Here is a 22,750-nt window from a genome sequence, read left to right on the forward strand (position 1 = left end):
TCTTATGGGGCAAGGGAAAAGGTCATGGCAATCGAGCTCTATTCCTGGGCGACGCCCAACGGGCACAAGATACACATCATGTTGGAGGAACTGGGTGTTTCCTACAACGTTCACGCGATCAATATCGGCGCCGGCGATCAGTTCGACCCGGAATTCCTCAAGATAAGCCCGAACAACAAGATGCCGGCAATCGTCGATCCCGACGGGCCGGACGGGAAGCCCATCTCGGTGTTCGAGAGCGGGGCGATCCTGATCTATCTGGCGAACAAGTACGGCAAGTTCTTTCCGGAAGAGCCTCGTGCGCGCTACGCGACCCTGCAGTGGCTGATGTGGCAGATGGGCGGGCTGGGACCGATGCTGGGCCAGGCGCACCACTTCAGGAACTACGCCCCCGAGCGCATCGAGTACGCCTATCAGCGCTATACGAACGAAGCCAAGCGGCTTTACGGCGTGATGGACAAACGCCTTGCCGAGGCGCGCTATCTGGGCGGCGAGGAGTACAGCATCGCAGACATCGCCGCCTGGCCATGGACCCGCACACCCGACCGTCAGGGCGTGAGCCGCGACGACTATCCCAACTACAAGCGATGGTTCGAGGAGATCGCCGAGCGCCCGGCGGTGCAGCGTGGGGTTGAGGTGCTGGCCAACCTGCGCAGCGAGGGCTTCGACGCCAAGGCAAAGGAAATCCTCTTCGGGGCGACGCAGTACGCGCGGAGATAGAGGCGGAAAGCGGATCGGCGCGTTACTCGTTCACGGGTGATGCGGAGCAGCGGAGCACTGACACGTGACCATCGATTTCTATACCTGGACCACACCGAACGGCAGAAAGGTCTCCATCGCCTTGGAGGAACTGAGGCTGGATTATGCCACTCACCCGGTTAACATCACTAAGGACGAGCAGTTCGCTCCTGATTTTCTGAAGATCAGTCCAAACAACAAGATCCCCGCCGTCGTCGATCCCCAAGGCCCTGACGGTGAGCCCATTTCGGTCTTCGAGACCGGGGCGATCCTGCTGTACCTAGCCGATAAGACAGGGCAACTGATGCCGGATGAGCCGCGCGCCCGCAACGCGGCGATGCAATGGCTGATGTGGCAGATGGGCGGCTTTGGACCGATGCTGGGGCAGGCCCATCACTTCCGACGCTTTGCGCCCGAGAAGCTTCCCTATGCCGTCGATCGCTATTCAAACGAGGCGCGGCGGCTCTACGGCGTGCTGGACAAGCGCCTGGAGGAGGTTGAGTACCTGGCCGGGGACTACTCGGTGGCCGACATCGCGACCTTTCCCTGGGCAGCCCGTCATGAGTGGCAGGGAATCGCCCTGGAGGACTTCCCGAACGTCAAGCGTTGGTACGATGCCATCTGGGCCCGGCCGGCGGTCGAAAAGGGTATGGCTGTTCCGGGATAAGGCCGAGCACGCAGCCCCCGCGGCGGCACGGCCAGCACTGCGTGGGGCCAGGTGGGGCAGGTGGGGCAGTCAGGCAGAGGGCCTGCGGCCCCGGCGGCGGCCCCTCGGCCGTAGAGCGACAATCTCGGAGGGCGCCGTCTGGGCGCGGCCGGCCAGGACGGACAGCTCGTCCTTGCAGCGCTGAAGGTTCAGCAGTTCCCGGGAATCGTCCCGATCATAGACCTCGACGCAGCTCAGCTTGATCTCCACCAGATCGATCAGCGTCTCGACGGAGGATTTCGACAGTCCCATAAGATGCCCCTGACTGTTTTGATTAGATCGAGAGCATTTTTTGTGTAAATCGGTTAAAGGCGCGTAAAGCCCGTGGCCCTGGCCCAACAATTTTTGACCGTCGCGCCAGTCCGCGGGCTTACGGGAGGTTGGGCGGCTCGGCCTGCTGCCGGTTGCCGCCGGGTCGCAGCCGCTGGAGGGCCGCGAAAACGCGGCCATCGATTACGGCCAAGCCCAGGAAGATAAGGAGCATTCCCGCCAACGCCGCAAGCGTGACCACCTCACCGAGCGCCAGGGCGCCAAGAAGAACGGCGGCGATGGGGATGAGAAAGGTGACCAACAGCAGGTTGGTCGCGCCGGCGCTGGCGAGAATCCGGAAGTAGAGGATGTAGGCAAAGGCGGTGCTGATTACCGCCAGGGTTGCCAGCGCCGTCCAGGTCGCGAGATCGGGCCGCGCAGTCCAGGGGCTTTCGAGCAGCAACGCAGCCGGCAACAGCATCACCGCAGCGCAGGCCGTCATGCAGCCGGCAGAAACGATCGGGCTGAAGCGGCTGAGACGGCGCCCGAAGATGCCGGCCATGGCATAGGACATGGCGGCGGCCATGACGGCCATCTGACCCCAGGACTGAGCCCCAATACCGGTCAGGGCGCCCGGGCCGATCAGCACCACCGCCCCCAGAAAGCCGATGCCGACCCCGACTGCGCCGCGGCGGGTCATGCGCTCATCCTTCGTCAGGAAATGAGCGAAGATAAATGTAAAGAGCGGAGTCGTGGCATTCAGGATCGAGGCCAGTCCACTGTCGATAGAGACCTGCCCCCACATAATGAGAGAAAAGGGCAGGGCGTTGTTGATCAGCCCCATGAAGGCGAGGGGGGCCCAGTCGGTCCAGGCTTTCGGCAGGTTCTCGCCCCGCATCGCGGCAAAGGCCAAGAGCACCATGGCGGCAAGGCCGACGCGGGCCGTGGCCAGGGTGAGGGGCCCGAAATCGCGAAGACAGATTTCGGTGAGGAAGAAGGAGATGCCCCAGACCAGCGCCAGCAGAACGATCTGCAGCCAGTCGCCGTAGGCCATCTGTGGTGGGCGCATGCGCCGTCTCCCAACTGTGATCCCGCGGATCAGCATAGGGACCGCGGGAAGCTTCTATATCCGCTTCTTGCGCCTTACCGCATGTCGGCGGAGATAAGGTCGGGAGCGCCGAGAAGCTGTCGTGCGGCGACGGTCAATCCGGCGAAGGCCGCATCCGGCTGGGTTATAAGCCAGGTCGGAATCCGGGCAAGGTAGCCGCTGAGGCGACCCTTGTCCTCAAAGCGTCTGCGGAAGTCCGATTCCGCCAGGAACTCCGGGAAGCGCGGCAGGATGCCCCCGCCGAGGTAGACTCCACCCTGCGCGCCATAACACAGTGCCATGGACCCTGCGAAGGACCCGAGGAAGGCGCAGAAGACCTGGAGGCTGCGACGGCACCGATCGTCGGATCCTTCGAGGCCAAGCTGCGTGACCTCTGCCGGGTCCATCGCTTCAACCGCCGCTCCTTCGAGGTTGGAGAGTGCCTGGTGGATGTTGGTCAGACCCGGTCCAGACAACAGTCGCTCGGCGGAGACATGGCCATAGCGCGCCCTCAGGAAGGCCAGCACCTGCGCTTCGACGTCATTGGTGGCCGCCATGGTCGAATGGCCGCCTTCGCCGACCAGCACCTGAGGCTGCGCCTCCGCAGGCATCAAGGCGGCGACACCGAGGCCCGAACCGGGCCCGATCACGGCGAGCGCACCGCCCGAGCTCGACAGGGGTGGGCCGACTGTCAGGCGATCGTCCTCCGTCAGGCGGTCAAGGCCGAGGGCGAGGGCAGCATAGTCGTTCATCAGGCGGACGGAGCGAAAGCCGAAACGCCTGCACAGTTCGTCGCTGCGTGCGTCCCAGCCCGAGTTGGTCATTTGAGCGCGCTCGTCGCTGACCGGGCCGGCGAAGGCGAGAACGGCGGCAGTGAGCGGCCTCTGCGCCCGGCCGGATAGAGTCTCGAGCGCTGCGCCCAGGGCATCATAGGACTGCGCATGCTCGGCAACTTTCAGCCTGACCAGGGGGCTGGTGCCGTCCGCGCTCAGCAGGGCGAAACGGGCGTTGGTGCCGCCGATATCGGCGAGCAGTGCCGTGGCCTCGTTTCCGGATCCGCTCACGGGATGCGTTTCCCGTGCTGCAGGGTTTCCAGGTAGTCGGCCCACCAGGCCGTGACGTCGTTCACGGCGATAGCGCGATGCATTGAGCGCCAGCGCTCCCGCCTTTCTTTGAGCGGCATGGTGAGCGCTTCCTGGAGCCGCTCTGCGACGCCTTCGACGTCATAGGGGTTGACGATCAGGGCCCCGTCCAGTTCGCGTGCCGCGCCGGCGAAACGCGACAGCACCAGAACCCCGGGATCTTTGGCAGGCTGGGCGGCCACGTATTCCTTCGCCACCAGGTTCATGCCGTCGCGCAAGGGAGTGACCAGCCCGATACGGCTGCTGCGGAAGAAGCCGGCAAGAACCCGCCGGCTGAAGCTTTTGTTGAGGTAGCGGATCGGTACCCAATCGTACTCGGCAAAGGCGCCGTTCACGCGCCCGGCTGTGGCCTCCATTTCGCGCCGGATGTCGACATAGTCCGCAACATCGGCACGCGAAGGCGGATTGATCTGCAGGAAGACTACGTTGCCCCGGTTGTCCGGATAGGCGGTCAGGAGATGCTCGAAAGCTTCGACGCGGTTGATGAGACCCTTCGAGTAATCCAGCCGGTCGACGCCGATGATCAGATCCCGGCCGATAAGGCTTTTCTTCAGACGCGCAACCTGGTTCGAGGTTTCGCTTTCCTCAGCCATCTTGGCGAAGGTCTCGGTATCGACGCCGATAGGGAAGGCGCCTGCGCGGAGGGTTCGGCCGAAGACACGGATCACCCCGTTCTCGCCGACCTCGCCGCCGATCTCGCGGCGGATGTAGTCCTGGAAGCACTCCAGGTCCTCGTCCGTCTGAAAGCCGATCAGATCGTAGGCGCAGAGCGCCTTGACGATCTCGCGGTGCCAGGGCAGCGCGGTGAAGACCGGCAGGGCAGGCCAGGGGATGTGCAGGAAGAACCCCATCTTCTGCCGGCAGTTCGCGTTGCGTAGCTGCTCGGCCAGGAGGGTGAAGTGGTAGTCGTGCACCCAGATGACATCGGAGTCCTTCAGAAGAGGCTGCAGACGATGAGCGAAATGGGCGTTGACCCTTTCGTAGCCCTTCCATGTCCGCTGAGAGAACTCCGCCAGATCAAGGCGATAATGAAAGAGCGGCCAGAGCGTCGAATTGGCGAAGCCCTTGTAGTAGTCGTCATAGTCGCGCTGGGTGAGATCAATGGTGGCGAAGGTTGTCTTCCCGACCTCGGCGACGCTCGGCTGGCCGTAGTCGCGTTCGAGGACCTTGCCGCTCCACCCGAACCAGATGCCGCCGTGCTGACGCAGCGCGGCGCGCAACGCCACGGAGAGGCCGCCTTCCGAGCCCGGACGGGAAAGCTTGCTGGCGGCGACGCGGTTGGAGACGACGACAAGCCGGCTCAATAGGCTTCCTCCCAGGACTTCGAGAGGCGCATGGCGGAGCTGATGAGCCCGACCATGGAATAGGTCTGGGGGAAGTTGCCCCAAAGCTCCCCGCTTTGCGGCGCGAGGTCTTCCGAGAGGAGGCCCATGGCGTTGCGCGCGGCGAGCATGGTCTCAAAGAGCGCGCGCGCTTCCTCGGTCCGCCCGACCGCTGCAAGCGCGTCGATGTACCAGAAGGTGCAGACATTGAAAGCGACCTCCGGCGAGCCGAAGTCATCCGGGGCAGCGTAGCGCTGAATGAACTGGCCGTGCTTCAGGTGCCGCTCTATCTGTTCGAGAGTGCCGAGGAAGCGAGGGTCGGTGGCCGGCAGAAACCCGATCTCCTGCAGGCAGAGAAGACTGGCGTCGAGGTCGCGGCCGCCGAAGGTCGAGACCAGGCTGCCCAACTCGTCGTTCCAGGCGTGGTCGAGGATCCCCTCACGAATGCTTTCGGCGGCGGCGGCCCAGTGGCTCTGGCGCTGCGGCATCTCCAGCTGTGCCGCGATCTTTGCCAGCCGGTCGCAGGCCGCCCAGCACATGACACTTGAGTAGGTGTGCACCTGCTGGCGGGTCCTGAGTTCCCACAGACCGGCGTCGGGCGCGTCCCAGAGCTTGATGGCCTGTTCGCCCAGACGCTCCAGCTTCTCGAAAAGGCTGATATCGCCGGGATGGTCCAGGCGCCGGTCGAAGAAACTCTGTGTTGAGGCGAGTATGACGCTGCCGTAGCCGTCATTTTGAATCTGCGTGTAGGCACTGTTGCCGATGCGCACCGGCCCCATGTTCCGGTACCCGGGCAGCGAGCCGCAGACCGACTCGTCAAGCTCGGCCAACTGAGAGATGCCGAAGACCGGTTGCAGGTGGCCGTCGGCGGCATTGGCGCCGACGTTGGAGGCCACGATGTTGGAGATGTAGTTGAGAAAGCCTTCCATCGTCTTGGTCGCGCCGAGACGGTTGAGCGCATGGACGACGAAGTAGGCGTCTCGGAGCCAGCAATAGCGATAGTCCCAGTTGCGGCCCGAGTCCGGCGCCTCCGGGATCGACGTGGTCATGGCGGCAATGATTGCGCCGGTTTCCTCGTAGCTGCAAAGCTTCAGGGTGATGGAGGCGCGAATCACCGCATCCTGCCATTCGAAGGGGAGGGCGAGGTAGCGGCACCACTCGCGCCAGTACTCGTCCGTTTTCTTGAAGAACTCCCGGCTTGTCTCGTCCACGGGTGCCGTGAGGCTCTCGTCGGGCCCCAGGATCAGAGTGACCGGGCGTTCGAGAATGAAAGGAGTCTGCTCCATGACATACGTGATCGGGCCATCTGTGGTCAGCCGCAAGGTGAGATGTGGCATGACGAAGCGCAGATGATTGCTGCCCCGCGTGACCTCAGGATCGCGCTCGCCATAGTCGTAGGTGGGGCTGATGCGAATACGGATCCGCGGGCTGCCGGAGAGAGGCCTGGCATGGCGGATGATCGACGGCGGTCGGTGAATGCGATCGAAGTGCTTGAAGCGCGGCGCGAAGTCGGTGATCTCGATGACGCCGTCGGCTGAGTCGTAAAGTCTGGTGACCACGACTGCCGAGTTCTCACGATAGTGCTGCTCGGAGCGTGCGAAGTCGAGGAGCTCGATTTCATAAACGCCTCGTGCGCTGTCGTTGCCGGCAACAAGGTTGGAGAACACCGGGTCGCTGTCGAAGCGCGGCATGCAGGCCCAGACGATGCGGGCCTTCTGATCCAACAAAGCGCCGAAGGTACAGTTTCCGATTACAGCAAGATCAAGCGTATTCACTTTGCGTCAGACCCGGGTCCTGTCAGCAGAGAACTTGGTAAGCCAGGCATGGACTGCCGCCTCGTCCTGCAGGCGGTACGTCGCCTTGGTAGCCTCGCCTGCGGCTCCCACTTTAACCGAAAGCCCGCCGAGGCGGTTCACTGCCTCGAAGCCGTCTTCGTCGGTGACATCGTCGCCGACGAAGACCGGCACGCGGCCGCGAAAAGGCGGTTCCTTCATAAAGGCCGCAACGGCGGTTCCTTTGTTCGCGCCCTTGGGCTTCACTTCCAGGACCATCTTTCCGTGTTGCAGTTCGAGCGCTGCGCCGCTGTTGCGCAGCAAAGTCGCCACCATACGCTCGGCCTCGTCTTCAAGTTCCGGCGCCTGACGAAAGTGGAGCGCCATTGCGAGTCCCTTGTCTTCGAGCAGCAATCCCGGGTGAGACTCCGCGAAATCGGCGAGGGGTTGCCGCAGAGGCTTTAGCACATCCTCCTGGCCTCCGGTAGCTGTGTCGCCCGCTGACTTGCGGCGCTCCAACCCGTGAACGCCAGCGGCGCTGAGGCGCAGTGGCGAAAAGAGGGCGTCCAGCTCGCCGACGCACCGCCCGCTCACAAGAGCCAAGGCACCTTCCAGCCGGTTCTGTATGTCTGCCAACAAAGACAACAGAAACGGGGGAACGCGAACGTCCTGTGGGCGTGGTGCAATCGGCAGCAGAGTCCCGTCGACATCGAGAAACAGCGCGCAGGATTCGGCCGGCAAAGATTCACTCGGGTTCAATGCTTCGCCCGTGTTCGATTTCAGTGTGACTGATGCGGAATCCATATCGGAATGCTTGTCTGTGGCCCCCACTCCCTAGAGGTGCCGCATTGCCCGGCAACGTCAAGCGTCAATGGCGGTGCGGCATAAGGCGAATGGGTAGGCCTATGCAGCCTGCGGCCTCGCGCCAGCCGATGCCCGGGGTTTGTGCGGAATTCGCAACAGTCGTTTCTCGCGCTACCAAAATGACGAAGAGCAGAACGGGGAGGATCGCGCTCCGGTTGGATTCAATGCCGGGAAAAAGGCGGTTACCGCAACACTGCAGGCTAAGGGCGCGGCCTGAGCTTTACCCAGGTCACGGGTGCGATCCACTCGACAGGCACGTTGTGCTCGATCGGGGTGGCGGCATTGACGGAGACGAGGGTCACCTCGCCCTTCTTGCTGCCCGGCTCGACAATCTTGACGAGCTGGCGGCCGTCCTTGGTCTGGACAACGCATTCGCGCCCATAGCAGTTTGCGAGATCCAGCCCTTCTTCGCGGGTGTAGCCCAGATGTTCACCGTCCTTGAAGCGCGGGGCCATGGAGTTGCCGCGCACGACCACGCAAACTCCGCCGCCTTCGCCGTGAGGCGCGTCGATCTTATAGAGGCCGCTGCCTTTGGCGTGATCGTCGATCGACATGACCGTCTCTCCGGCGCCGACGTAGCCGACCACCAGGCTCGAAGCCTTGATGCTGCCGGCAATGGGGGCACCGAGTTTGATCATCAGGTCGTCCAGGGGGGTCTCAAGGTAGTCGGCAATCTCGACCGCCTCCTCGATCTTGATGCTGCGGCTTTGATTGAGGATCTCGGTGATTCGGGAGGGGTCTAAGCCCATGTGCCTTGCCAGGCCTCGCTGGGTCTTCCCGAGCTGGCGCAGGCGTTGCTGGAACCATTGCTTCTGCATCTGGATAAATTGCGAAATTTGCTACGATCTGTCTATTGCAATTTTCGCAACACTCACCTACATTGAGTTGCGAATTACGGAATGTATTCTAGGGAGAAAGCAGTGGCGGAAGCAACAGGGTCCTTGTCGGAGAGAGCCGGAAAGACACGTCGCGCTGCGCAGCCCGGGTCGCCGCGGGAGGGGCGGAGAGTGCAGGCCGCGACCGTGCGCCGGGCGATCAAAGACCTCTTGCGGCGGTGTGCACCCAACGACTGGACCGTCCGAATGCTGCCGGCACCGGCATCCGGCGACGTGGCCGGCCAAGGGGTCGACCAGGCGTTCGACCAGGGAACGGGTCGGGGGCGACAGCCCGACATCGTGCTCATTTCTCCCGCGGGGCGATGCTACTTCCTGTTCGTGAAGGCGCCGCATGACCGCTGGTGGGACGGTGACCTCAGGCGCGTGGATGCGGAGAAGGTGACCGAAGACGAACGCAGTCTGATGATAACCCTGAAGCGGGCGGGAAACGGGGCCCGCGCGGTGTGGAGTACGGAAGACGCCAAGCGCGCATTGGCGGCCTGGGGCTGCAGGCTGACTCCGGACCGCCAGCCCGCGCAACCGTCGGCCGGCGGTCGGCAGGCAGCCGGGCCAGCCCAGTCCGCAAAGCGGCCGACGCTTCGTTTCTGGCGGGGCGCCTGAGATGGCCGTTCGCGAGTCAGCAAAGCGTTCCCAAGGTGTTTCTCCAAAGGTTCTGGCGCGGACCAGGTCGGTCCTGGCACACGGGCGCGCGCTCGCCAGATCCGCCGGGCGCGAGACCCCAGATCTTCGGGACGCGATCTGGGAACTGCTGATGGAGGCGGCGGACACGCTTTCGCGCCTGCCGAACCGCGAGCGCGGCTGGCTGACGGCGGCGAGCCGTGCACATTGGCCAGATGTCGTTCGGCAATACGAGGAGAGCTTTCAGGACGGGCGCTCGCCGTCGTCGGCAACGACGCTTCGGCGCAGCCCGGCCAGTGCCGAGGCTATCGACCGCATGGACACCGTGCTTGCGTGGCTGCCTCTGGCCGGCGGCAGCAATCCGCGGCGGGATCTCGCGGTTCTCTTCGGTCTCGCCTGCGGAGCGAAGGTCGCCGCGTTACGCCGGCGCTTCGGATGCGGCCGACGCACGATCTACGACATCCGCGACCGGGCTTTGAAGCGTCTTTGCGCGCATGTGTCTTCGGACCTGAGGCTGGAAGCGGATGCCGAAGGCTAGTCGCTTCCCTTCCATAAGCGGCACTGCCAAGCAGGCGACCGTGCATTCAACCGATGAAGGGACTCAGTTGGTGAGGGATTGGCGCGGCACGTAGTGGCCGTCTTCAAAGCCAGTAAAGAGGTCATCGACCTGCGGATGGGATACCGCATCGCCGCTTTCGTCGATCACGAGGTTCTGTTCCGATACATAGGCGATGTAGGACGTTTCCGAGTTCTCGGCGAGCAGGTGATAGAAGGGCTGATCCTTGCGCGGCCGGATGTCCTCGGGGATCGCCTCCCACCACTCCTCAGTGTTGGAAAACGTCGGGTCGACGTCGAAGATCACGCCGCGGAAGGGAAAGAAGCGATGCTTCACGATTTGACCGATTTGAAACTTCGCCGTTCTCATCGTCTGCCTGCCGCCGGAGCGGCCCTGTAGGTTTTTAATGTCCCTTAGTCATATGCGGTCTTGAACGGACGAGACAAGGGAACAGTGGTGCGCAGGCGGATCAGAGGTTGGACGCCAGATCGATGAATCGCTTCGAATTTAGCACAGTTCCGATCTTGTCTTTTTCTTAGATCGAACTGGAAGAAAGCATTGTAATTTATTGTAATTACTAAATAAACAATTCGAGCCAAATTGGCTGAATCATGACAGACTCTCTGGCTGGCTGCGGCGGCGCCAAGGTGCCTCGGGGAGCCTTTTTCACTTAAGGGTTTGTTAAGCGGATCACGGTCGAATCCTTATTCAGGAGGATCAGGACTCGCGGGCGCCAAGGCGTCGGCGTGCCTCCCTTGAGAGGATTGCGATGCGTGCGAAAGCAAAGAATGGTCAAGGGGAGTGGCCGGGAGATGGCTGTCGAAGCCGTGCTTCCAGGCGGTCCCTGTTGAAGCGTGCGGCGAGCGCCGTGGGGCTGCTGCGCGATGAACGCGGCAGTGCGGTGATCGAGTTCGCCTTTGTCGCGCCGCCCTTCGTGTTTCTTCTGACCGGGATGCTGGAAGTCTCCGTCATGTTCTTCACCAGCAGCGTGATGGAGGGGGCGACCACGGAAGCAGCGCGAGCGATCCGCACCGGTCAGGTCCAAAGCGAGGCGGACCCGGTCACGGCATTCCGCGAAAGGCTTTGCGACTCGCTGTATCACGTCATCGACTGCAACGAGGTGATGTTCAACGTCCGTACCTTCTCCGACTTCGGAGCCGTGTCCATGCCGATCGAAGTCGACGACGACGGTGAGATCGTCAACAACGGTTTCGCCCCCGGCGGCAGCGGAGCGGTGACCGTTGTCCGTGCCATTTACCGCTGGGATTTCATGACGCCGCTGATCGAGCAGGTGTTGCCGGGCGGGGACGCAGGCAACCTGCTCATCTCGACCGTTGCTTTCCAGAACGAACCCTATGATGTGAACTGATGCTGAGCCTGGCGCGCAGATTCGCCGCCGATCGACGCGGCAACGCAACAATAGACTTCGCGGTTCTGTTGCCGGTGATGCTGATGCTGCTGATCGGCGTGGTCGAGTTCACCAACATGCTGCGGCTCGACAGGAAGGTGGTCTCCGCGGCGCAGACCACGGCCGACCTCATTACGCAGAAGCGCATTGTGACAGACGGCGAGATCACCGACATTCTTCGGGCTGCCGAACTGGTCGTAGAGCCTTTCCCGTCAGCGCCCCTGGCCCTCGGCATTACTGCGATCCGGTTCGACGAAGACACCGGCGCGCCGGAAATGGACTGGCAGGAAAGCCGCAACGGCGGTTCGGTGCCCAATGCGCTCACGCTGGCGCAAAACATGGGTCCGCCGGGGGAAGGCGTGGTGATCGTCCGGGCGACCTATGATTACACCCCTATCTTTCTCGGGTTCGTTGTCGGGCAGACCGAAATCGAGGAGGTCTCGATCATGCGCCCCCGGCGCAGCGCCTTCGTCGAAGGGCCGACTCCGCCCTCCTAACCCCGGCATCCCGGAAAGGATCGTCCTCGCCGCCACGCGCCGCCGGCGAAGCTGCTGATCCGGCAGGCGGTCTGCGGCGGCTGTGTGCCGGCCCGGCAGGACATCCAGCTCCGGTTTCGCAAGCGGTCAAAAAAATTGCGAATTCAGCAATTTTTTCGTTGCACAGTCCTGCTAAGGGCGCGTCGATGTCTGGCTAGGAGACTGATGTTGTTACGGTTTCCGCACCACGCCAGACCCCACTGTGTCAGCTTTGTGCCAGCAAGCGCTCTCTCGGGCCCGGCCTGCCGGGTCCGACCAACCTCAAGGCCCCCGTCGCGCCGCGCCGTGAGGGCGCAGGAGAGGGGGGCACCTAGGCCGCGGCCTTCTCGGGGACGAACCGCGCCCGCCCGTCGCGCTTGGTCGAGAGAAACAAGATCAGACCCAGGACCAACAGTGCTCTTACGTCTCTCATAGTGTTTGCCTCCGTTTTGAAGCATTACGGCGGACCGGTGGGTCTGGTTCACCGCCGCCTTACTTCTGACACGGATCAAACCAAGTTCGGATCCACGCCGTATAAGAGGCATTGGAGACGATCGGGTCGATACGATGCGAAAGGCGATGAAGGTGCTGGGCTTCGTGGTTCTGGGCGGTGTGGGTCTGGCGGCTGTCGCCGCTGGCGCCTGGTGGTACTACACCAACAACGTCGAGCAGCCGAAGTACGCGGTCGTAACACAGGACGGCGCCATCGAAGTGCGCGACTACCCGGCGCTCGTCGTGGCCGAAGTGCTGCGCCGCGGAGACCGCGGGGCCGCCGTACGCGCCGGCTTTTCTCCCCTGGCCAATTACATCTTCGCCAAGGAACGGGAGGGCCAGTCGATCGCCATGACCGCGCCGGTGACCCAATCCCGCGAAAAGATTGCCATGACGGCCCCGGTTACGCAGGCGCGCACCGGTGAGGGAGATACCTGGGTCGTGCGCTTCATCATGCCCTCCGAGTACGCCCTGGAGGATCTGCCACTGCCGGCCTCTGCGGATGTCAGTCTGAAGCCGCTCCCGCCGGCCCGCCGGGCCGCGATCCGCTTTTCCGGCGTCGCGACCGATGCGCTGATTGCCGAGCAGGAGGCCAGGCTTCTGGCCTGGCTGGAGCAACAAGGCCTGACTCCCCAGGGCAGCCCGACCTACGCCTATTACAACGATCCCTTCACGCCCGGCCCCTTGCGCCGCAATGAGGTGATGGTGGAACTCAGCACCGAAGGCTAAAGCTTCAGGGCTCCGCGCGCTCGCGGGCGAATCGTGCCTTGGCCTTCAGGTAACGGGCAAACAGGACAATCAGGGCCACGGGCAGCAGGGCCATGAGGGCGATGACCGCCAGCACCCAGAACAGGAACCACAACGGTGGGAACTCGGCGACCGCGGAACTGGTGAGCGCCTCGGTTCCCGTGAATACCCAGGCAGCGCTGAAGAAGCCCAAGACGGCCAGCAGTCCCAGGCCGGCATAGAAGCCCGTGCCGGGCTCCGCCGGGCAGAGGGTCAAATCCAGCCCGATCAGCCCATAGGCCAAGACCATGCCCACGCCGAGGACGGCAATCTTCCGCAATAGGGCGCTATGTTCCTGCACGAACTCGGTCCAGTGTTTTGCAGCGAGAGCTAGCGGTACGTCGAATTGGATCCGCTGCCCGTTCAATTCGGCCCGCTGCTGCTTATCTCTCGCAGTATCGTAGCTCTTTTTTCGCTCAAAAGTTGACATGAGCCTGTGACCGGACAACCATGCGGCTCAAGGCTAGAGTGAGTGCAAGAGTTGGTTGGTCCGACACCCGAATACGCTTCCGCAGCTCCAATCTACGACAGTCGCGTACCCTACCTTCCGGGGTTCTTCGCCGGATTGGGGACTCAGATGTTTGAAGGCGAGCCTTTGCGCCTCGCTGATCTAGCCTCTGGACCGGGCGCTCTGGCGCAGGGTTTTTCCCCTTACGTCTCTGCCTGTTTGCTGGTGGATGCAGAACCGGAGATGCTAGCCGTTGCCCGGAGGGGTAACTACAAGGAGCCCTGTGAGGCGGACTTCCTCTGTGCATCCGTCGAAGACCTGCCTTTAGAGGTCGGTGTCTTTGATATTGTGACGATCGGCAGAGCGCTCCACTGGTTGCCACACCAGGCGACGCGCGCCACGTTGCAACAAATCACCAAGCCTGGGGGTCATGTGCTGATCTGTGAAGCGGGCACGTTCCGCTATGAGTACAATCCCTGGCACAAAGACTTCAACGCAGTGCGCCAGCGATACACGAAGGAGGATCCTTTCGTCGGGAGCCAGGGGAACGCGATGTTCTTCAGCGGAAGCAGCTTTCGATGGCGCGGGAACACAACGATCATTGATACGCAGATGGTCTCGATCGACAAACTGATTGAACGGGCCTTCTCGTACAGTTCGACCGCCCGCGATGTGCTTGGTGATCAAGCCGCTGCCATGGAAGCGGACTTACAGGCGGCCCTTCGGCCGCACGCTCGCGATGGTCTCGTCCAGGAAGTGATCTATAGCGCCGCGCAAGTGTTTGTCCGCGACTAACGCGAATCTGTCCAAAGCTCCTTTTCCGGGCGTACTTCCAAAAGTCCACTTTCCCCGCGGCAGAGCCGGCCGTTGATAGCGGTTCGTGGCAGATGTTGGGTCTTGGTACTGGGCGCCGGCAGGCTGCCCAGGCGCTGCCCGAGGGGCAGGGCCGTCACAACGGCCTCCAGATCTATCGGGACGTCGGAGATATAGAAGCGCTCCACCACGGCCGGATTGCGCCACATGCCGGCCAGCGCGATGGCCTTGGCGTCGAGCCCCAGGTCTTGGCGCAGCGTGTTGGCAAAGTTGTGCCTGAACCAATGGGGCGTAGCCTCCTGAATCACCATGGCGCGCTCATGATAGCCGAGGGCTTTCATCTGCCGAACGCAGCGTCGCTTGGCGCGGGCAAAGGCATGGCGGATGTGGCCCCCACGGCCTTCGATGTGGGGATAGGGCCGGCCCCGCTCCGTCAGGAAGGCTTCGGGGTGGATGTCGCGCCGGCGGCGGAACCAGTCCTGCATCATGCCGGCGGCGTAGGGGTGCAGCGGCCTAAGATAGCAGTGGCCGTTCTTGGTCTTTGGAAAGAAGACGCGTCCGAAATCCCCGCTGAACGTGAAGTGAGTGCGCTTGAGGTGCACGACCTGGCCGACGCGGGCGCCGGTGGCGTAGAGGACGGCCAGCATCGGCTTCAGTTGGTCCGCTGCGCAGTCGATGAGGAGCTCCACTTCGCCAGGGTAGAACCTTTTCATGGCGGCGCTGCGCTCTTGGTTGCGGACTTGGATCCGTGGCCAATAGGGTGATGCGTAGAGGTAGCCAGCCTTGGCAGCGTAGTTAAGCACGGCCGCCATGAGACCCTCTAGACGACGCCTGGTCGTCGGCTGGACGTGGCGGCAACGGCGGATGAAGTAGCCTTCGAGCTCGGTGCGATCGAGATCGGCTATGGGCACGCGCCCAAAAGCGGCGATGAACTCTCGGACCATGCGAACGGAAGTGTGTACAGGCTGGCGGACGCGCAGGAATTCTTCCGCGACATCCGCGAAGGGCGCGTCAGGCAGGCGCTTGTAGACAAAGCGGTCCAGGACCTCCGCCTCCCGCTTGATGCGCAGCACCTCGGCTGCCGCCCAGGCTCCAGGCTGCCTTGCTTCTAGACCGGTGCTTTCTCTTATGCGGATGGACTTCTTGCCGATGCGGACCGTGCCGCTGAGATAGAGCTTTGTGCTGGAACTGCGCTGGACGACTCTCAGGCCGCCAGCCTGTGTGGGCGAGGCATATGGGTCTCGGGGCATTGTCTTCTATCCTCATGTTGGGCCAAACCAATGGGTAGGTCGGCCACTCCATAAGGACAGGGAGTGCGTGGCAGGTGTGTGGAAACACTGTACAAGAGCCTTGTAAACTCACGGCACTGTTAAAGGACCGTAGGGTGGTCGACATCACTCAAACAGCGGCGCCACTCTCCTTCCACGCATCTTAATGCTGACATTTGGGATACTCTGACTGCTGCCCTGAAGATCAAAGCCGCTGTCATCAGATGTACCAGACAAGTTCAGTGTGAATCTGGAGATTGGACCCATAACCGAGTTGGGGGTACCGCGGTAGTGCGTTACTTCGATAGTCGCTCGGACTTTGCCACCGTAGTTATCGAACCGGCCCTGATAGAAGTATGATCCATCCCCGCCATTAACTCTACCATTGTCGATTACAACAATTCCTGAACCGAAATCTCGGTTGCTGGCTTGAAAGTCAACGCCGAACAATCCGGATAGCATAACTAACCTCCGTCCTTAAGAATACTGGCGAGCTTCTCGAAGTCGCTTTGCGTTTGAGGGAAGTTCTCGACTACACTTTTCAGCCGCTCAGCTTTCCAAGAGTCTCCAAGACGACGTTCAAGTCGAGTTGGGAGATCGAGCGCATTTTCACTTGATCGTAAGAGTTCAAGAACCTCCTGCTCCTCTAGAACAAGTTCATCAATCAAGAATGTGTAGAGGCTGTTCCCTCGCAAGCTGCCGAGGGTCTGAAGCCTCTCCCGGCGCTTTGCGATCCAGTCGCCGATTTCTTTGCCATCGGGTGTTCGGTTGGCAAGCTTCTCCAAACCTTCCTGCAAGCCATTCACAGTTTCTTCCAGTTGTGAAACCTGCGCCTTGATCTTCGAGTTAGTGTTGGTCCCAGCAATCGAGTCCAAATAGTGCTTTGGGTCGTCATAGTCTTGCGGAGAGAACCAGACGGCTGGCCTTACAAACAAGATAAAAAAGAAACCAATCACCAGCACCACAGGAAACAGCATAACAAACCAGACAAAGGTAGATTGTAGCTCGGGCGATAGCTTGATTAGGACGTAGGCCATTGACACTTCTGACAGCCCGGCAAACCCTCCAAGAACTGTTAGTGGGCTGCGAAGGATAGTGGAGTGCTGCGAATTCATGCGGACTATCCAGTATCTAATTTTGGTTCTTTATGCGGCCAAGTCTGACGTGCGGCGAATTGATCTTGCCAAACGCCATCCCCTTGATCGCCTCTTCCACATGCGCGGGCGCGTCAGCGATGTAGGTTTCGTTGACCAGTGAAACGCTCTCCCACATCCCGGCCTCAGCGATGGTGCGCGGGTCGAGTCCGTGGTCCTGCCGAAGCGTGTTCGCAAAGTTGTGGCGAAACCAGTGTGGTGTTGCCTGGCTGATTACCCGCGCTCTGTCATGGAGGGCCTTCGCCTTCAAAGTCCGCACGCATGCGCGGCGGGCGCGCAGGAATCCCTGGCGGATCTGGCCGCCTGTGCCGCGCTGGACCGTATAGGGCGCACGGTAGTAGGTGAGGAACATGTCGGGGTGCGGATCCCTGCGGCTGTTCACCCATTCGATCAGAATCTGAACGGCGTAATCGTGTAGGGGCCGCGAATAGGCGTTGCCGTTCTTGGTCTTGGGGAAGGTGACGCGCCCATTTCCCGGCACCAAGACGAAGTGCTCGCGCTGCAGATAGAGTGTCTGTGCGACGCGCGCGCCCGTGACCAGGAGCGTGGCCAGCAGAGGCTGCAGGTGCGGCCGGGCACAGTCGATCAGAAGTTCTGCTTCACCCGGCAGGAAGCGCTTGACCACGCCTGTGCCCTTCTTGCGCGGAATCTTGGTGCGCTCCCAGTAGGTCATTGCCGGAAGGTAGCCCTTCTTCACAGCGAAGGTCAGGAGTGCGTGAAGCGTATTCTCGTGCCGCCGCTGGGTCTGCGGCTTGGCATGGGCAAAGCGGTGGCGATAGAAGCTTTCTATGTCCTTGCGGCTGATGTCGATGATCGGGCGCTTGCCGAAGGCGTCAATCAGTTCGCGCAGATTGCGCAGATCGGCCGGGCCAGGATCTACGGCTTTGATGTAATGAGCCGCAAGGGTGGCGATGAGGTCTGGTGGCGGGCGTCCGTAGACTGCTTGGTCCAGGATTTCCGCTTCGACCTTGATCCGGATGGCCTCGGCGGCTTCCCAGGCTTTAGGCGCGCTGATATCAAGGCCTGTGCTTCGGCGCACTCGGACGCTGGTTCCTGCAACGCGCAAAGTTCCCGTGATGTGGAGCTTTGTCGTGCCGGGCCGAACGACGACCTTAAGGCCGTATCCGCCGACAGGATGGCGGCCTTGAGGGCGTGAAACTGACTTTCGGTCCATACCTTCGACCTTCCTATGTAGCCGTGCAACTGCAGGCGGCGGTCGGCTGGCGGCTGACGGAGATCTTCAGCAAGACGAGTTTGCAGCCAACGCGCGCTTTTGCCAAGGCGCTCTGCAACCTCACCGAGGGTCAGATGATCCGGACTTTGTCGTTTTGGGCCCAGGTGAGTTTTGCGAGGCCTCATCGGCCAACGCGTCCTTCAACCTGCTCGCGGATGGCCGCGTGTTCGCGGCGACGTTTGCGCTCGCCGTCGGCAACCTCGTCGGCGAAGCGGGTGAGGGCGCCCAGGGCACCGGGCTTGCGCTCCAGCCTCCAGGCCAGGATGAGGGGCAGGGCCGTGCGGCCCTGGCTGCGCTCCCGGTCGTTGCGCTTGCGCCGGCAGGCGTCGACGCAGAAAGCCTGATCATGCCGGCGCGGATAGAAGGGCTGGCCGCACTCGCGGCAATAGGCCAAGCGCGGCGGTCGCGGAAGGCGGGCGAGCGGAGCGGTCATAGCGGCTTGTCCTCGCTGTTGGCCGGGCGCGTGTTCGCGAGCCGGACTTTGGCGACATGCTGGGGAAAGTCGTCGGCGAAGCCCCGGAGCCAGTCGGCAAAGGCAGCGGGGTCCTGCTGCGTGCGGGCGACCAGCATGATCACCGCGCTCAGACAGCACTCGACCATCCGGAGGCCCCCGTGCGGACCGGCCATGGCCCGGACCCGTTCGACGAACTGAAGGACGAAGGCGTCGGCTTCGGTCTGCGGGGACCCTGACGGGATCAGGATCAGATCCGTCTCCAAGTCTTCGTTGCCGGTCAAGACGGACACTCCGGCACGAAACGCTCGACGGGACCACCGCAGTCGGGGCACTCCGTTGGGTATGCGTCCGGGTCGTTCGTGGCCGGCATAGATCCCACGGCATCGGGACAGCCACTGGCGCAGCGATAAAAGAAGCGCCAGCCATCGAGGGGTGCCGGGTTATAGCTACTGCGCCACATCGGGTCGAAGACCGCCTCCGGGTGCGGAGGTTGCTGTTCGGACATGGCCGCTAATCCCTCGACTGTGTTGCGGGGCAGAACTCCTGCAACCGCTGGAGCCAGACTTCGGCGGCGCGCGGCCAGGGCCAGGGCTTGATGACGACCCGGTCGGGTGGTGGGTAGCCGCAGAGGTCGGCAGCCACGAAGCTTGGCTTAAGGTCGCGCACCTCGGTGGCGAACATCACGTCGTCGGCGTGCTTCACCTGCTGCTTGGTCTCGGCGGGGAGAGGCCAGGAGAGCCCGGCAGCGGGGTAGATGATGCGGTCGTGCCGCTCCTCCAGGATGTCAAGCAGCATCGGGGTTCCGTACTCCTCGCGCAGCAGGTCCTTCAGCGGGCCGGGCGTGTCGTTCAGGTAAGCCTCGTGTGCATCGTGCAGCAGCCCGTAGGCCCGGAGATCCGGCGGGAGGATGTCGGCGACGCGGACGCAGTGTTCGGCGACCGAGATCGGCAGCGCTGTCGCGCCGATGTGCCGGTTGATCTTGGCGAGATGCTCGGCGATGTCGGGCCAGTGCAACTGCGCACCCTGGGGCGCGGCCAGATGCCATTGGCGTCCTGATACGGTCTTGATGGTGGCGGCCCGGCGGGTGGGTCTGGAGGCTGTGGGCATCAAGGAAACCTCGTGACGGGATCGGTGTTGCGGGTGGGCACCCGGCCCAAATAGAAGCGAGCGTCCCGGCGAAGGCCCACGAGGGTGGAGGCGGCGCAGCGGGCGAGGCTGTCGCGCTTTGCGTAGCCACGGATCTGGTCGAGGGCGTGGAGGCACTCGGCGACCGTGGCGGGGTTGCCCTGACGCAGGCCGTGCCGGGCCAGAGCCGCCGTCTGCCAGAGCGAGTAGGCGCAGAGTTCGAGGCCGGAGGTCATGCGGCTGGAGATCATCGCAGCGCCTGCTCGATCCCTCTCGCCCGCTGCACGGCTGCAAGGCTGAACTTGTCGATGGCCTCCAGGCTGAAGCCCTGCGCAACCAAATCCATGCGGTCGCAGGTGCCGCGCTCCTGCTTCACGCGCACGAGGGTGCGGGCCATGGACTCAATCAATCCTGCGGGTTTGTAAGCCTTTAGGCGGCAGCGCACGCGCGCGATGCGGGGGCGGCGGACCGGGATCATCCGGTCGAGGGTTCGTGCCCGACCGCGGTCCTGCGGGCCGATCGGCGCATCCGTGTTGCATTCGAGGAGGTCTTCGTGGGTCATAGGGGTCTCTCTCCAGGATTGATATGGAAAAGATATGCGCAAAAATGCGCATCAAGCAAGCATCAAAATGCGCACGCAGGAAAACCCTACGGTTTGCGCGGGAGTCCCCAGGGCAGGTGCCGTTTCCTAAGGGCTCGTGCTATGGTGTAGTGAGGTTGTTGTCAGTCTATCGCGAGTAGGCGGGAGGGGCGCGCATGGTGGACGGGCAGACAAGTCCGAGGGACGGATGGAGCAAAGCGCAGTCGGTGGCGACGATTTTCGCCACGGTCGCTGTGCCCATAATCGTCGCCTTTGCCGGCTATGTGGTGAACGCAAATCTTAAGGACCGGGACGTGAAACTGCGTACCACCGAATTGGCGATCGCGATTTTGCGGGAGGATCCGAAGAACAGCCCGGAGACGCCGCAGCTAAGGCAGTGGGCAGCCGAAGTTATAGATCAGTACTCTGGTGTCTCGTTCCCGGAGGGAGCTCTGGATGAACTGAGAGAGAACGCAATTCCCATCAGTTATGCCAATGGGTTTTTCGGTGTTGATCCCACTCTAGAGATCAAGGCTGCACAAGCGAATCTTCGGGCCTTGGGTTATACGGGTGACGTTAGTTGTAAGGCATTGATGAGACCGGCTTTCGGTGAGTTGGAGAACCTAGCTAAGCGCTTCGTCGAAGATAATCCTCCGCGCCGAAACCTAGTCGAAGGAGATGTCCTGAATGCTATGAACCGAATTGCGAGCAACTGTGCACGCCTCCATTTTTTGGATGTGATGGGAGGAGTTGCTCAGCCGCCCGAACTTCAATGAGGCGCGATTAGGCTGTCGCCTCGGGCCGGATCGAGGCAATCACCAGGGCGGTCACTAGGATCGCGTCGTCGTGGATTTCGGCGGTTTCGCCGGGGGCCGGTAGGTCAACGACGCCTGCGTAGCGGGGATTGTCGGATCGGGCATAGAGCCGCCCTCGACCCTGCTCGACAACGAACTCCTTCACGGTCGCCTCGACCAGATCTCCGCGGCGATGCTCGACAATCACGCGCTCACCGGATTTGGGCTCACGGCCGAGATGGAGGAAGGAGACGCAGGCAAGGATCGAGCCCTCCGGATAGACGAGGTTCATTGAGGGGCCGCGCACGACAAGGCCGAACTGGGGCAGGGCGGTGTAGCGCTCGACCCCGGCGACACCGACCGGATACCAGTCTTCCTGCGGCCATTCCATCGCTTCGCGCCAGGCGCCGGCTTCTACGGTGCCACGCACGGGCATGAAGCTGAGGTTGGCCGATTTAGCCCGCGCGGTATACAGATCCCATGACTGCATCGCGGCGCCAAGGGCTTCGTGAGCGCGTATCTCAGCCAAACTGCGCAGCAGTTGTTCGCGTTCCCGGCCTTCCGGCAGATCGGCGATCTGCTGTTCCAATTGCGCGATCGCCTTTGAAGCACCCTGGTGCGCCTGCGCCTTTCCGGCGGCCTCTGCGATCTTGGCAATGCTGCGCCGCGAGAGGGTGTGCTTGACCTCCTGATTGAGGAAGCGGTTCAGGGTGGACGGCGCAAGTCCGGCCTTGCGGGCCAGCTCGGTCGGGCTCCACCCGGTCTCAGCGAGGATCTCACGCACATAGGTCCGCGCCCGCTCCTGCTCGGCATCGGCTGCGCTCGGACGGCGCTTTGCTTGCGGCATCGGTTGCGACTCTGTCCTGATTGGCGTCGGCGCAAGACTGCACATCATTGCGCTTCCAAGCGTAAGGTATTTTTGCGCTTGTTGTGTGCGCAATAATGCGCATATTCTCTCGCCATGGACTTCGTCTCCCGCATAGCCGCCATCGAGGCAGCCCTCGCCGAGCGGGAGATCCCCGTCGACCTCTTCTGTACCCGGGCTGGTGTCAGCCGGGCTTCCTGGCAGCGTTGGAAGGCCCGGCAGACCTTCCCCAACGGGCGTCTCTGGCTCCGGGTCGAACAGACCGTGAGGACGTTGGGCCTGCTGGGAAGCGATGCCGTCGAAGAAAGCATCGGCAACCTGGCAGGCGAAGTAACGGAGATCAGCCATGGCTAAGTCTCGGTACAAGGATCGAAATCCCGCGAGCCTGAAGGCAGCGGTGTCGGATCTGATCGAATCCTGCGGCGGCGGGCCCCGTGCCGCCGACGTGGCCCGGGTCGGGAAGGCCTCGCTGTTTCGATACACGGACGAGAGCGAGGACAACGCCAACTACCACATGCCCGCAGACGTGATCCGTGCCCTGGAGACACACTGCGGGCAGCCCATCGTGACCCGCTTCCTGGCCGCCGAGGCCGGCGCGGTTCTGCTGACCCTGCCGCGCGAGGGCGGTCTGGACGGGGATTGGTCAGTTCGGCTTGCCGCCCTGGCCAAAGATAGTTCCGACATCTTTGCCAAGTTCGGCGAGATCCTCGCCGACGGAATGATCACGCCGCGCGAAGCCGGGGAGGTGATCCAGGAAGTCGACAAGGCCATGGCCCATCTCGGCCAGATCCGGGCCGTCATGCGTTCGATTGCAGACCAGGAGGGCCGGGGCAGATGAGTGCCGCGGCGAAAGTACCACCGGCA

At 62.5% G+C, this 22,750-nt stretch carries 29 protein-coding genes; 10 read left to right on the top strand and 19 right to left on the bottom strand.

Annotation, left to right across the window (positions count from 1 at the left end; genetic code table 11):
- The first annotated feature begins 24 nt into the window (after positions 1–24).
- Entirely contained in the window at positions 25–720 is a 696-nt protein-coding gene (locus tag Q0982_RS06555) for a glutathione binding-like protein (protein ID WP_299393166.1), read from the top strand.
- A 64-nt stretch (positions 721–784) separates the two neighbouring features.
- Positions 785–1,405: a glutathione S-transferase family protein gene (locus Q0982_RS06560; RefSeq protein ID WP_299393169.1), complete on the top strand. Its 621-nt coding sequence runs from the start codon at positions 785–787 to the stop codon at positions 1,403–1,405.
- 69 nt (positions 1,406–1,474) lie between these two features.
- Here Q0982_RS06560 and Q0982_RS06565 read toward each other — a convergent pair whose 3' ends face one another.
- From Q0982_RS06565 to Q0982_RS06595, 7 genes are all read right to left on the bottom strand, one after another.
- Entirely contained in the window at positions 1,475–1,696 is a 222-nt protein-coding gene (locus Q0982_RS06565; RefSeq protein WP_299393170.1) for a hypothetical protein, read from the bottom strand.
- Between the two features lie 118 nt (positions 1,697–1,814).
- Positions 1,815–2,762 carry a DMT family transporter gene (locus Q0982_RS06570; RefSeq protein ID WP_299393173.1) on the bottom strand — a complete coding sequence of 316 codons (948 nt, stop codon included), beginning with the start codon at positions 2,760–2,762 and terminating at the stop codon, positions 1,815–1,817.
- Between the two features lie 74 nt (positions 2,763–2,836).
- The gene (gene glk / locus Q0982_RS06575) at positions 2,837–3,844 is read right to left on the bottom strand and encodes a glucokinase (protein WP_299393175.1); all 1,008 of its coding nucleotides are present in this window, start codon (positions 3,842–3,844) and stop codon (positions 2,837–2,839) included.
- Positions 3,841–5,226: an alpha,alpha-trehalose-phosphate synthase (UDP-forming) gene (gene otsA, locus Q0982_RS06580; RefSeq protein ID WP_299393178.1), complete on the bottom strand. Its 1,386-nt coding sequence runs from the start codon at positions 5,224–5,226 to the stop codon at positions 3,841–3,843. The genes glk and otsA overlap by 4 nt, the downstream gene beginning before the upstream one ends.
- Positions 5,223–7,019, bottom strand: coding sequence for a glycoside hydrolase family 15 protein (locus tag Q0982_RS06585; protein ID WP_299393180.1), 1,797 nt, complete (start codon positions 7,017–7,019; stop codon positions 5,223–5,225). Before Q0982_RS06585 ends, otsA begins: the two co-directional genes overlap by 4 nt.
- A gap of 6 nt (positions 7,020–7,025) precedes the next feature.
- A complete protein-coding gene (gene otsB / locus Q0982_RS06590; protein ID WP_299393183.1) occupies positions 7,026–7,820 on the bottom strand; it encodes a trehalose-phosphatase in 795 nt (264 codons plus the stop codon).
- A gap of 260 nt (positions 7,821–8,080) precedes the next feature.
- Positions 8,081–8,698: an XRE family transcriptional regulator gene (locus Q0982_RS06595; protein WP_299393184.1), complete on the bottom strand. Its 618-nt coding sequence runs from the start codon at positions 8,696–8,698 to the stop codon at positions 8,081–8,083.
- A gap of 189 nt (positions 8,699–8,887) precedes the next feature.
- On the opposite strand from Q0982_RS06595, the gene Q0982_RS06600 reads away from it, so the two are divergent.
- Both Q0982_RS06600 and Q0982_RS06605 read left to right on the top strand, forming a co-directional pair.
- A complete protein-coding gene (locus tag Q0982_RS06600) occupies positions 8,888–9,376 on the top strand; it encodes a hypothetical protein (RefSeq protein WP_299393187.1) in 489 nt (162 codons plus the stop codon).
- A gap of 151 nt (positions 9,377–9,527) precedes the next feature.
- Entirely contained in the window at positions 9,528–9,932 is a 405-nt protein-coding gene (locus tag Q0982_RS06605; protein ID WP_299393188.1) for a DUF6362 family protein, read from the top strand.
- 63 nt (positions 9,933–9,995) lie between these two features.
- Here Q0982_RS06605 and hspQ read toward each other — a convergent pair whose 3' ends face one another.
- Positions 9,996–10,319 (bottom strand): heat shock protein HspQ, encoded by a 324-nt coding sequence (gene hspQ, locus Q0982_RS06610; RefSeq protein ID WP_299393192.1) that lies wholly within the window; start codon positions 10,317–10,319, stop codon positions 9,996–9,998.
- Positions 10,320–10,797: 478 nt separating this feature from the next.
- Between hspQ and Q0982_RS06615 the strand changes: the two genes are divergently transcribed.
- The 3 genes from Q0982_RS06615 to Q0982_RS06625 all read left to right on the top strand — a co-directional run bounded on the left by Q0982_RS06615 (position 10,798) and on the right by Q0982_RS06625 (position 13,094).
- Positions 10,798–11,319: a TadE/TadG family type IV pilus assembly protein gene (locus tag Q0982_RS06615; RefSeq protein WP_299393193.1), complete on the top strand. Its 522-nt coding sequence runs from the start codon at positions 10,798–10,800 to the stop codon at positions 11,317–11,319.
- Positions 11,319–11,855, top strand: coding sequence for a TadE/TadG family type IV pilus assembly protein (locus tag Q0982_RS06620; RefSeq protein ID WP_299393196.1), 537 nt, complete (start codon positions 11,319–11,321; stop codon positions 11,853–11,855). Before Q0982_RS06615 ends, Q0982_RS06620 begins: the two co-directional genes overlap by 1 nt.
- A gap of 585 nt (positions 11,856–12,440) precedes the next feature.
- Positions 12,441–13,094 carry a heme-binding protein gene (locus tag Q0982_RS06625; RefSeq protein ID WP_299393198.1) on the top strand — a complete coding sequence of 218 codons (654 nt, stop codon included), beginning with the start codon at positions 12,441–12,443 and terminating at the stop codon, positions 13,092–13,094.
- Positions 13,095–13,098: 4 nt separating this feature from the next.
- Here Q0982_RS06625 and Q0982_RS06630 read toward each other — a convergent pair whose 3' ends face one another.
- A complete protein-coding gene (locus tag Q0982_RS06630; protein ID WP_299393201.1) occupies positions 13,099–13,431 on the bottom strand; it encodes a hypothetical protein in 333 nt (110 codons plus the stop codon).
- A gap of 297 nt (positions 13,432–13,728) precedes the next feature.
- Between Q0982_RS06630 and Q0982_RS06635 the strand changes: the two genes are divergently transcribed.
- Complete coding sequence (locus tag Q0982_RS06635; RefSeq protein WP_299393203.1) at positions 13,729–14,394, top strand: class I SAM-dependent methyltransferase; 666 nt, start codon at positions 13,729–13,731, stop codon at positions 14,392–14,394.
- On the opposite strand, the gene Q0982_RS06640 is transcribed toward Q0982_RS06635, so the two are convergent.
- From Q0982_RS06640 to Q0982_RS06675, 9 genes are all read right to left on the bottom strand, one after another.
- Positions 14,391–15,662: a site-specific integrase gene (locus Q0982_RS06640; protein ID WP_299393206.1), complete on the bottom strand. Its 1,272-nt coding sequence runs from the start codon at positions 15,660–15,662 to the stop codon at positions 14,391–14,393. The two genes, Q0982_RS06635 and Q0982_RS06640, sit on opposite strands and share 4 nt — an antisense overlap.
- Positions 15,663–15,806: 144 nt before the next feature.
- Positions 15,807–16,142, bottom strand: a complete 336-nt coding sequence (locus tag Q0982_RS23845; protein ID WP_367575446.1) for a GrlR family regulatory protein — start codon at positions 16,140–16,142, stop codon at positions 15,807–15,809.
- Between the two features lie 2 nt (positions 16,143–16,144).
- Entirely contained in the window at positions 16,145–16,795 is a 651-nt protein-coding gene (locus Q0982_RS06645) for a hypothetical protein (RefSeq protein WP_299393208.1), read from the bottom strand.
- A gap of 16 nt (positions 16,796–16,811) precedes the next feature.
- A complete protein-coding gene (locus Q0982_RS06650) occupies positions 16,812–17,873 on the bottom strand; it encodes a site-specific integrase (protein ID WP_299393210.1) in 1,062 nt (353 codons plus the stop codon).
- 316 nt (positions 17,874–18,189) lie between these two features.
- Positions 18,190–18,501 carry a hypothetical protein gene (locus tag Q0982_RS06655; protein ID WP_299393213.1) on the bottom strand — a complete coding sequence of 104 codons (312 nt, stop codon included), beginning with the start codon at positions 18,499–18,501 and terminating at the stop codon, positions 18,190–18,192.
- A complete protein-coding gene (locus tag Q0982_RS06660) occupies positions 18,498–18,803 on the bottom strand; it encodes a hypothetical protein (RefSeq protein ID WP_299393215.1) in 306 nt (101 codons plus the stop codon). Before Q0982_RS06660 ends, Q0982_RS06655 begins: the two co-directional genes overlap by 4 nt.
- Before the next feature lie 229 nt (positions 18,804–19,032).
- Positions 19,033–19,629 (bottom strand): hypothetical protein, encoded by a 597-nt coding sequence (locus tag Q0982_RS06665; RefSeq protein WP_299393218.1) that lies wholly within the window; start codon positions 19,627–19,629, stop codon positions 19,033–19,035.
- Positions 19,629–19,898, bottom strand: a complete 270-nt coding sequence (locus Q0982_RS06670; RefSeq protein ID WP_299393220.1) for a hypothetical protein — start codon at positions 19,896–19,898, stop codon at positions 19,629–19,631. The genes Q0982_RS06665 and Q0982_RS06670 overlap by 1 nt, the downstream gene beginning before the upstream one ends.
- Positions 19,895–20,209, bottom strand: a complete 315-nt coding sequence (locus Q0982_RS06675) for a hypothetical protein (protein ID WP_299393223.1) — start codon at positions 20,207–20,209, stop codon at positions 19,895–19,897. The genes Q0982_RS06670 and Q0982_RS06675 overlap by 4 nt, the downstream gene beginning before the upstream one ends.
- 194 nt (positions 20,210–20,403) lie before the next feature.
- On the opposite strand from Q0982_RS06675, the gene Q0982_RS06680 reads away from it, so the two are divergent.
- Entirely contained in the window at positions 20,404–21,003 is a 600-nt protein-coding gene (locus Q0982_RS06680; RefSeq protein ID WP_299393224.1) for a hypothetical protein, read from the top strand.
- 7 nt (positions 21,004–21,010) lie between these two features.
- Here Q0982_RS06680 and Q0982_RS06685 read toward each other — a convergent pair whose 3' ends face one another.
- Positions 21,011–22,234: a S24 family peptidase gene (locus tag Q0982_RS06685; RefSeq protein WP_299393227.1), complete on the bottom strand. Its 1,224-nt coding sequence runs from the start codon at positions 22,232–22,234 to the stop codon at positions 21,011–21,013.
- Between Q0982_RS06685 and Q0982_RS06690 the strand changes: the two genes are divergently transcribed.
- Positions 22,233–22,724 (top strand): phage regulatory CII family protein, encoded by a 492-nt coding sequence (locus Q0982_RS06690; protein ID WP_299393229.1) that lies wholly within the window; start codon positions 22,233–22,235, stop codon positions 22,722–22,724. The genes Q0982_RS06685 and Q0982_RS06690 overlap by 2 nt on opposite strands.
- Positions 22,725–22,750: the final 26 nt, after the last annotated feature.

The sequence above is a fragment of the Pelagibius sp. genome (assembly GCF_028281305.1).
Taxonomy (GTDB): domain Bacteria; phylum Pseudomonadota; class Alphaproteobacteria; order Kiloniellales; family Kiloniellaceae; genus Pelagibius.

Coding starts and splice junctions, on each gene's coding strand:
- Q0982_RS06555 (WP_299393166.1), top strand. CDS start 25: ATGGCAATCGAGCTCTATTCCTGGGCGACGCCCAACGGGCACAAGATA.
- Q0982_RS06565 (WP_299393170.1), bottom strand. CDS start 1,696: ATGGGACTGTCGAAATCCTCCGTCGAGACGCTGATCGATCTGGTGGAG.
- Q0982_RS06570 (WP_299393173.1), bottom strand. CDS start 2,762: ATGCGCCCACCACAGATGGCCTACGGCGACTGGCTGCAGATCGTTCTG.
- otsB (WP_299393183.1), bottom strand. CDS start 7,820: ATGGATTCCGCATCAGTCACACTGAAATCGAACACGGGCGAAGCATTG.
- Q0982_RS06595 (WP_299393184.1), bottom strand. CDS start 8,698: ATGCAGAAGCAATGGTTCCAGCAACGCCTGCGCCAGCTCGGGAAGACC.
- Q0982_RS06605 (WP_299393188.1), top strand. CDS start 9,528: ATGGAGGCGGCGGACACGCTTTCGCGCCTGCCGAACCGCGAGCGCGGC.
- hspQ (WP_299393192.1), bottom strand. CDS start 10,319: ATGAGAACGGCGAAGTTTCAAATCGGTCAAATCGTGAAGCATCGCTTC.
- Q0982_RS06620 (WP_299393196.1), top strand. CDS start 11,319: ATGCTGAGCCTGGCGCGCAGATTCGCCGCCGATCGACGCGGCAACGCA.
- Q0982_RS06625 (WP_299393198.1), top strand. CDS start 12,441: ATGCGAAAGGCGATGAAGGTGCTGGGCTTCGTGGTTCTGGGCGGTGTG.
- Q0982_RS06635 (WP_299393203.1), top strand. CDS start 13,729: ATGTTTGAAGGCGAGCCTTTGCGCCTCGCTGATCTAGCCTCTGGACCG.
- Q0982_RS06640 (WP_299393206.1), bottom strand. CDS start 15,662: ATGCCCCGAGACCCATATGCCTCGCCCACACAGGCTGGCGGCCTGAGA.
- Q0982_RS23845 (WP_367575446.1), bottom strand. CDS start 16,142: ATGCTATCCGGATTGTTCGGCGTTGACTTTCAAGCCAGCAACCGAGAT.
- Q0982_RS06645 (WP_299393208.1), bottom strand. CDS start 16,795: ATGAATTCGCAGCACTCCACTATCCTTCGCAGCCCACTAACAGTTCTT.
- Q0982_RS06655 (WP_299393213.1), bottom strand. CDS start 18,501: ATGACCGCTCCGCTCGCCCGCCTTCCGCGACCGCCGCGCTTGGCCTAT.
- Q0982_RS06665 (WP_299393218.1), bottom strand. CDS start 19,629: ATGCCCACAGCCTCCAGACCCACCCGCCGGGCCGCCACCATCAAGACC.
- Q0982_RS06670 (WP_299393220.1), bottom strand. CDS start 19,898: ATGATCTCCAGCCGCATGACCTCCGGCCTCGAACTCTGCGCCTACTCG.
- Q0982_RS06675 (WP_299393223.1), bottom strand. CDS start 20,209: ATGACCCACGAAGACCTCCTCGAATGCAACACGGATGCGCCGATCGGC.
- Q0982_RS06680 (WP_299393224.1), top strand. CDS start 20,404: ATGGTGGACGGGCAGACAAGTCCGAGGGACGGATGGAGCAAAGCGCAG.
- Q0982_RS06690 (WP_299393229.1), top strand. CDS start 22,233: ATGGCTAAGTCTCGGTACAAGGATCGAAATCCCGCGAGCCTGAAGGCA.
- Q0982_RS06685 (WP_299393227.1), bottom strand. CDS start 22,234: ATGGCTGATCTCCGTTACTTCGCCTGCCAGGTTGCCGATGCTTTCTTC.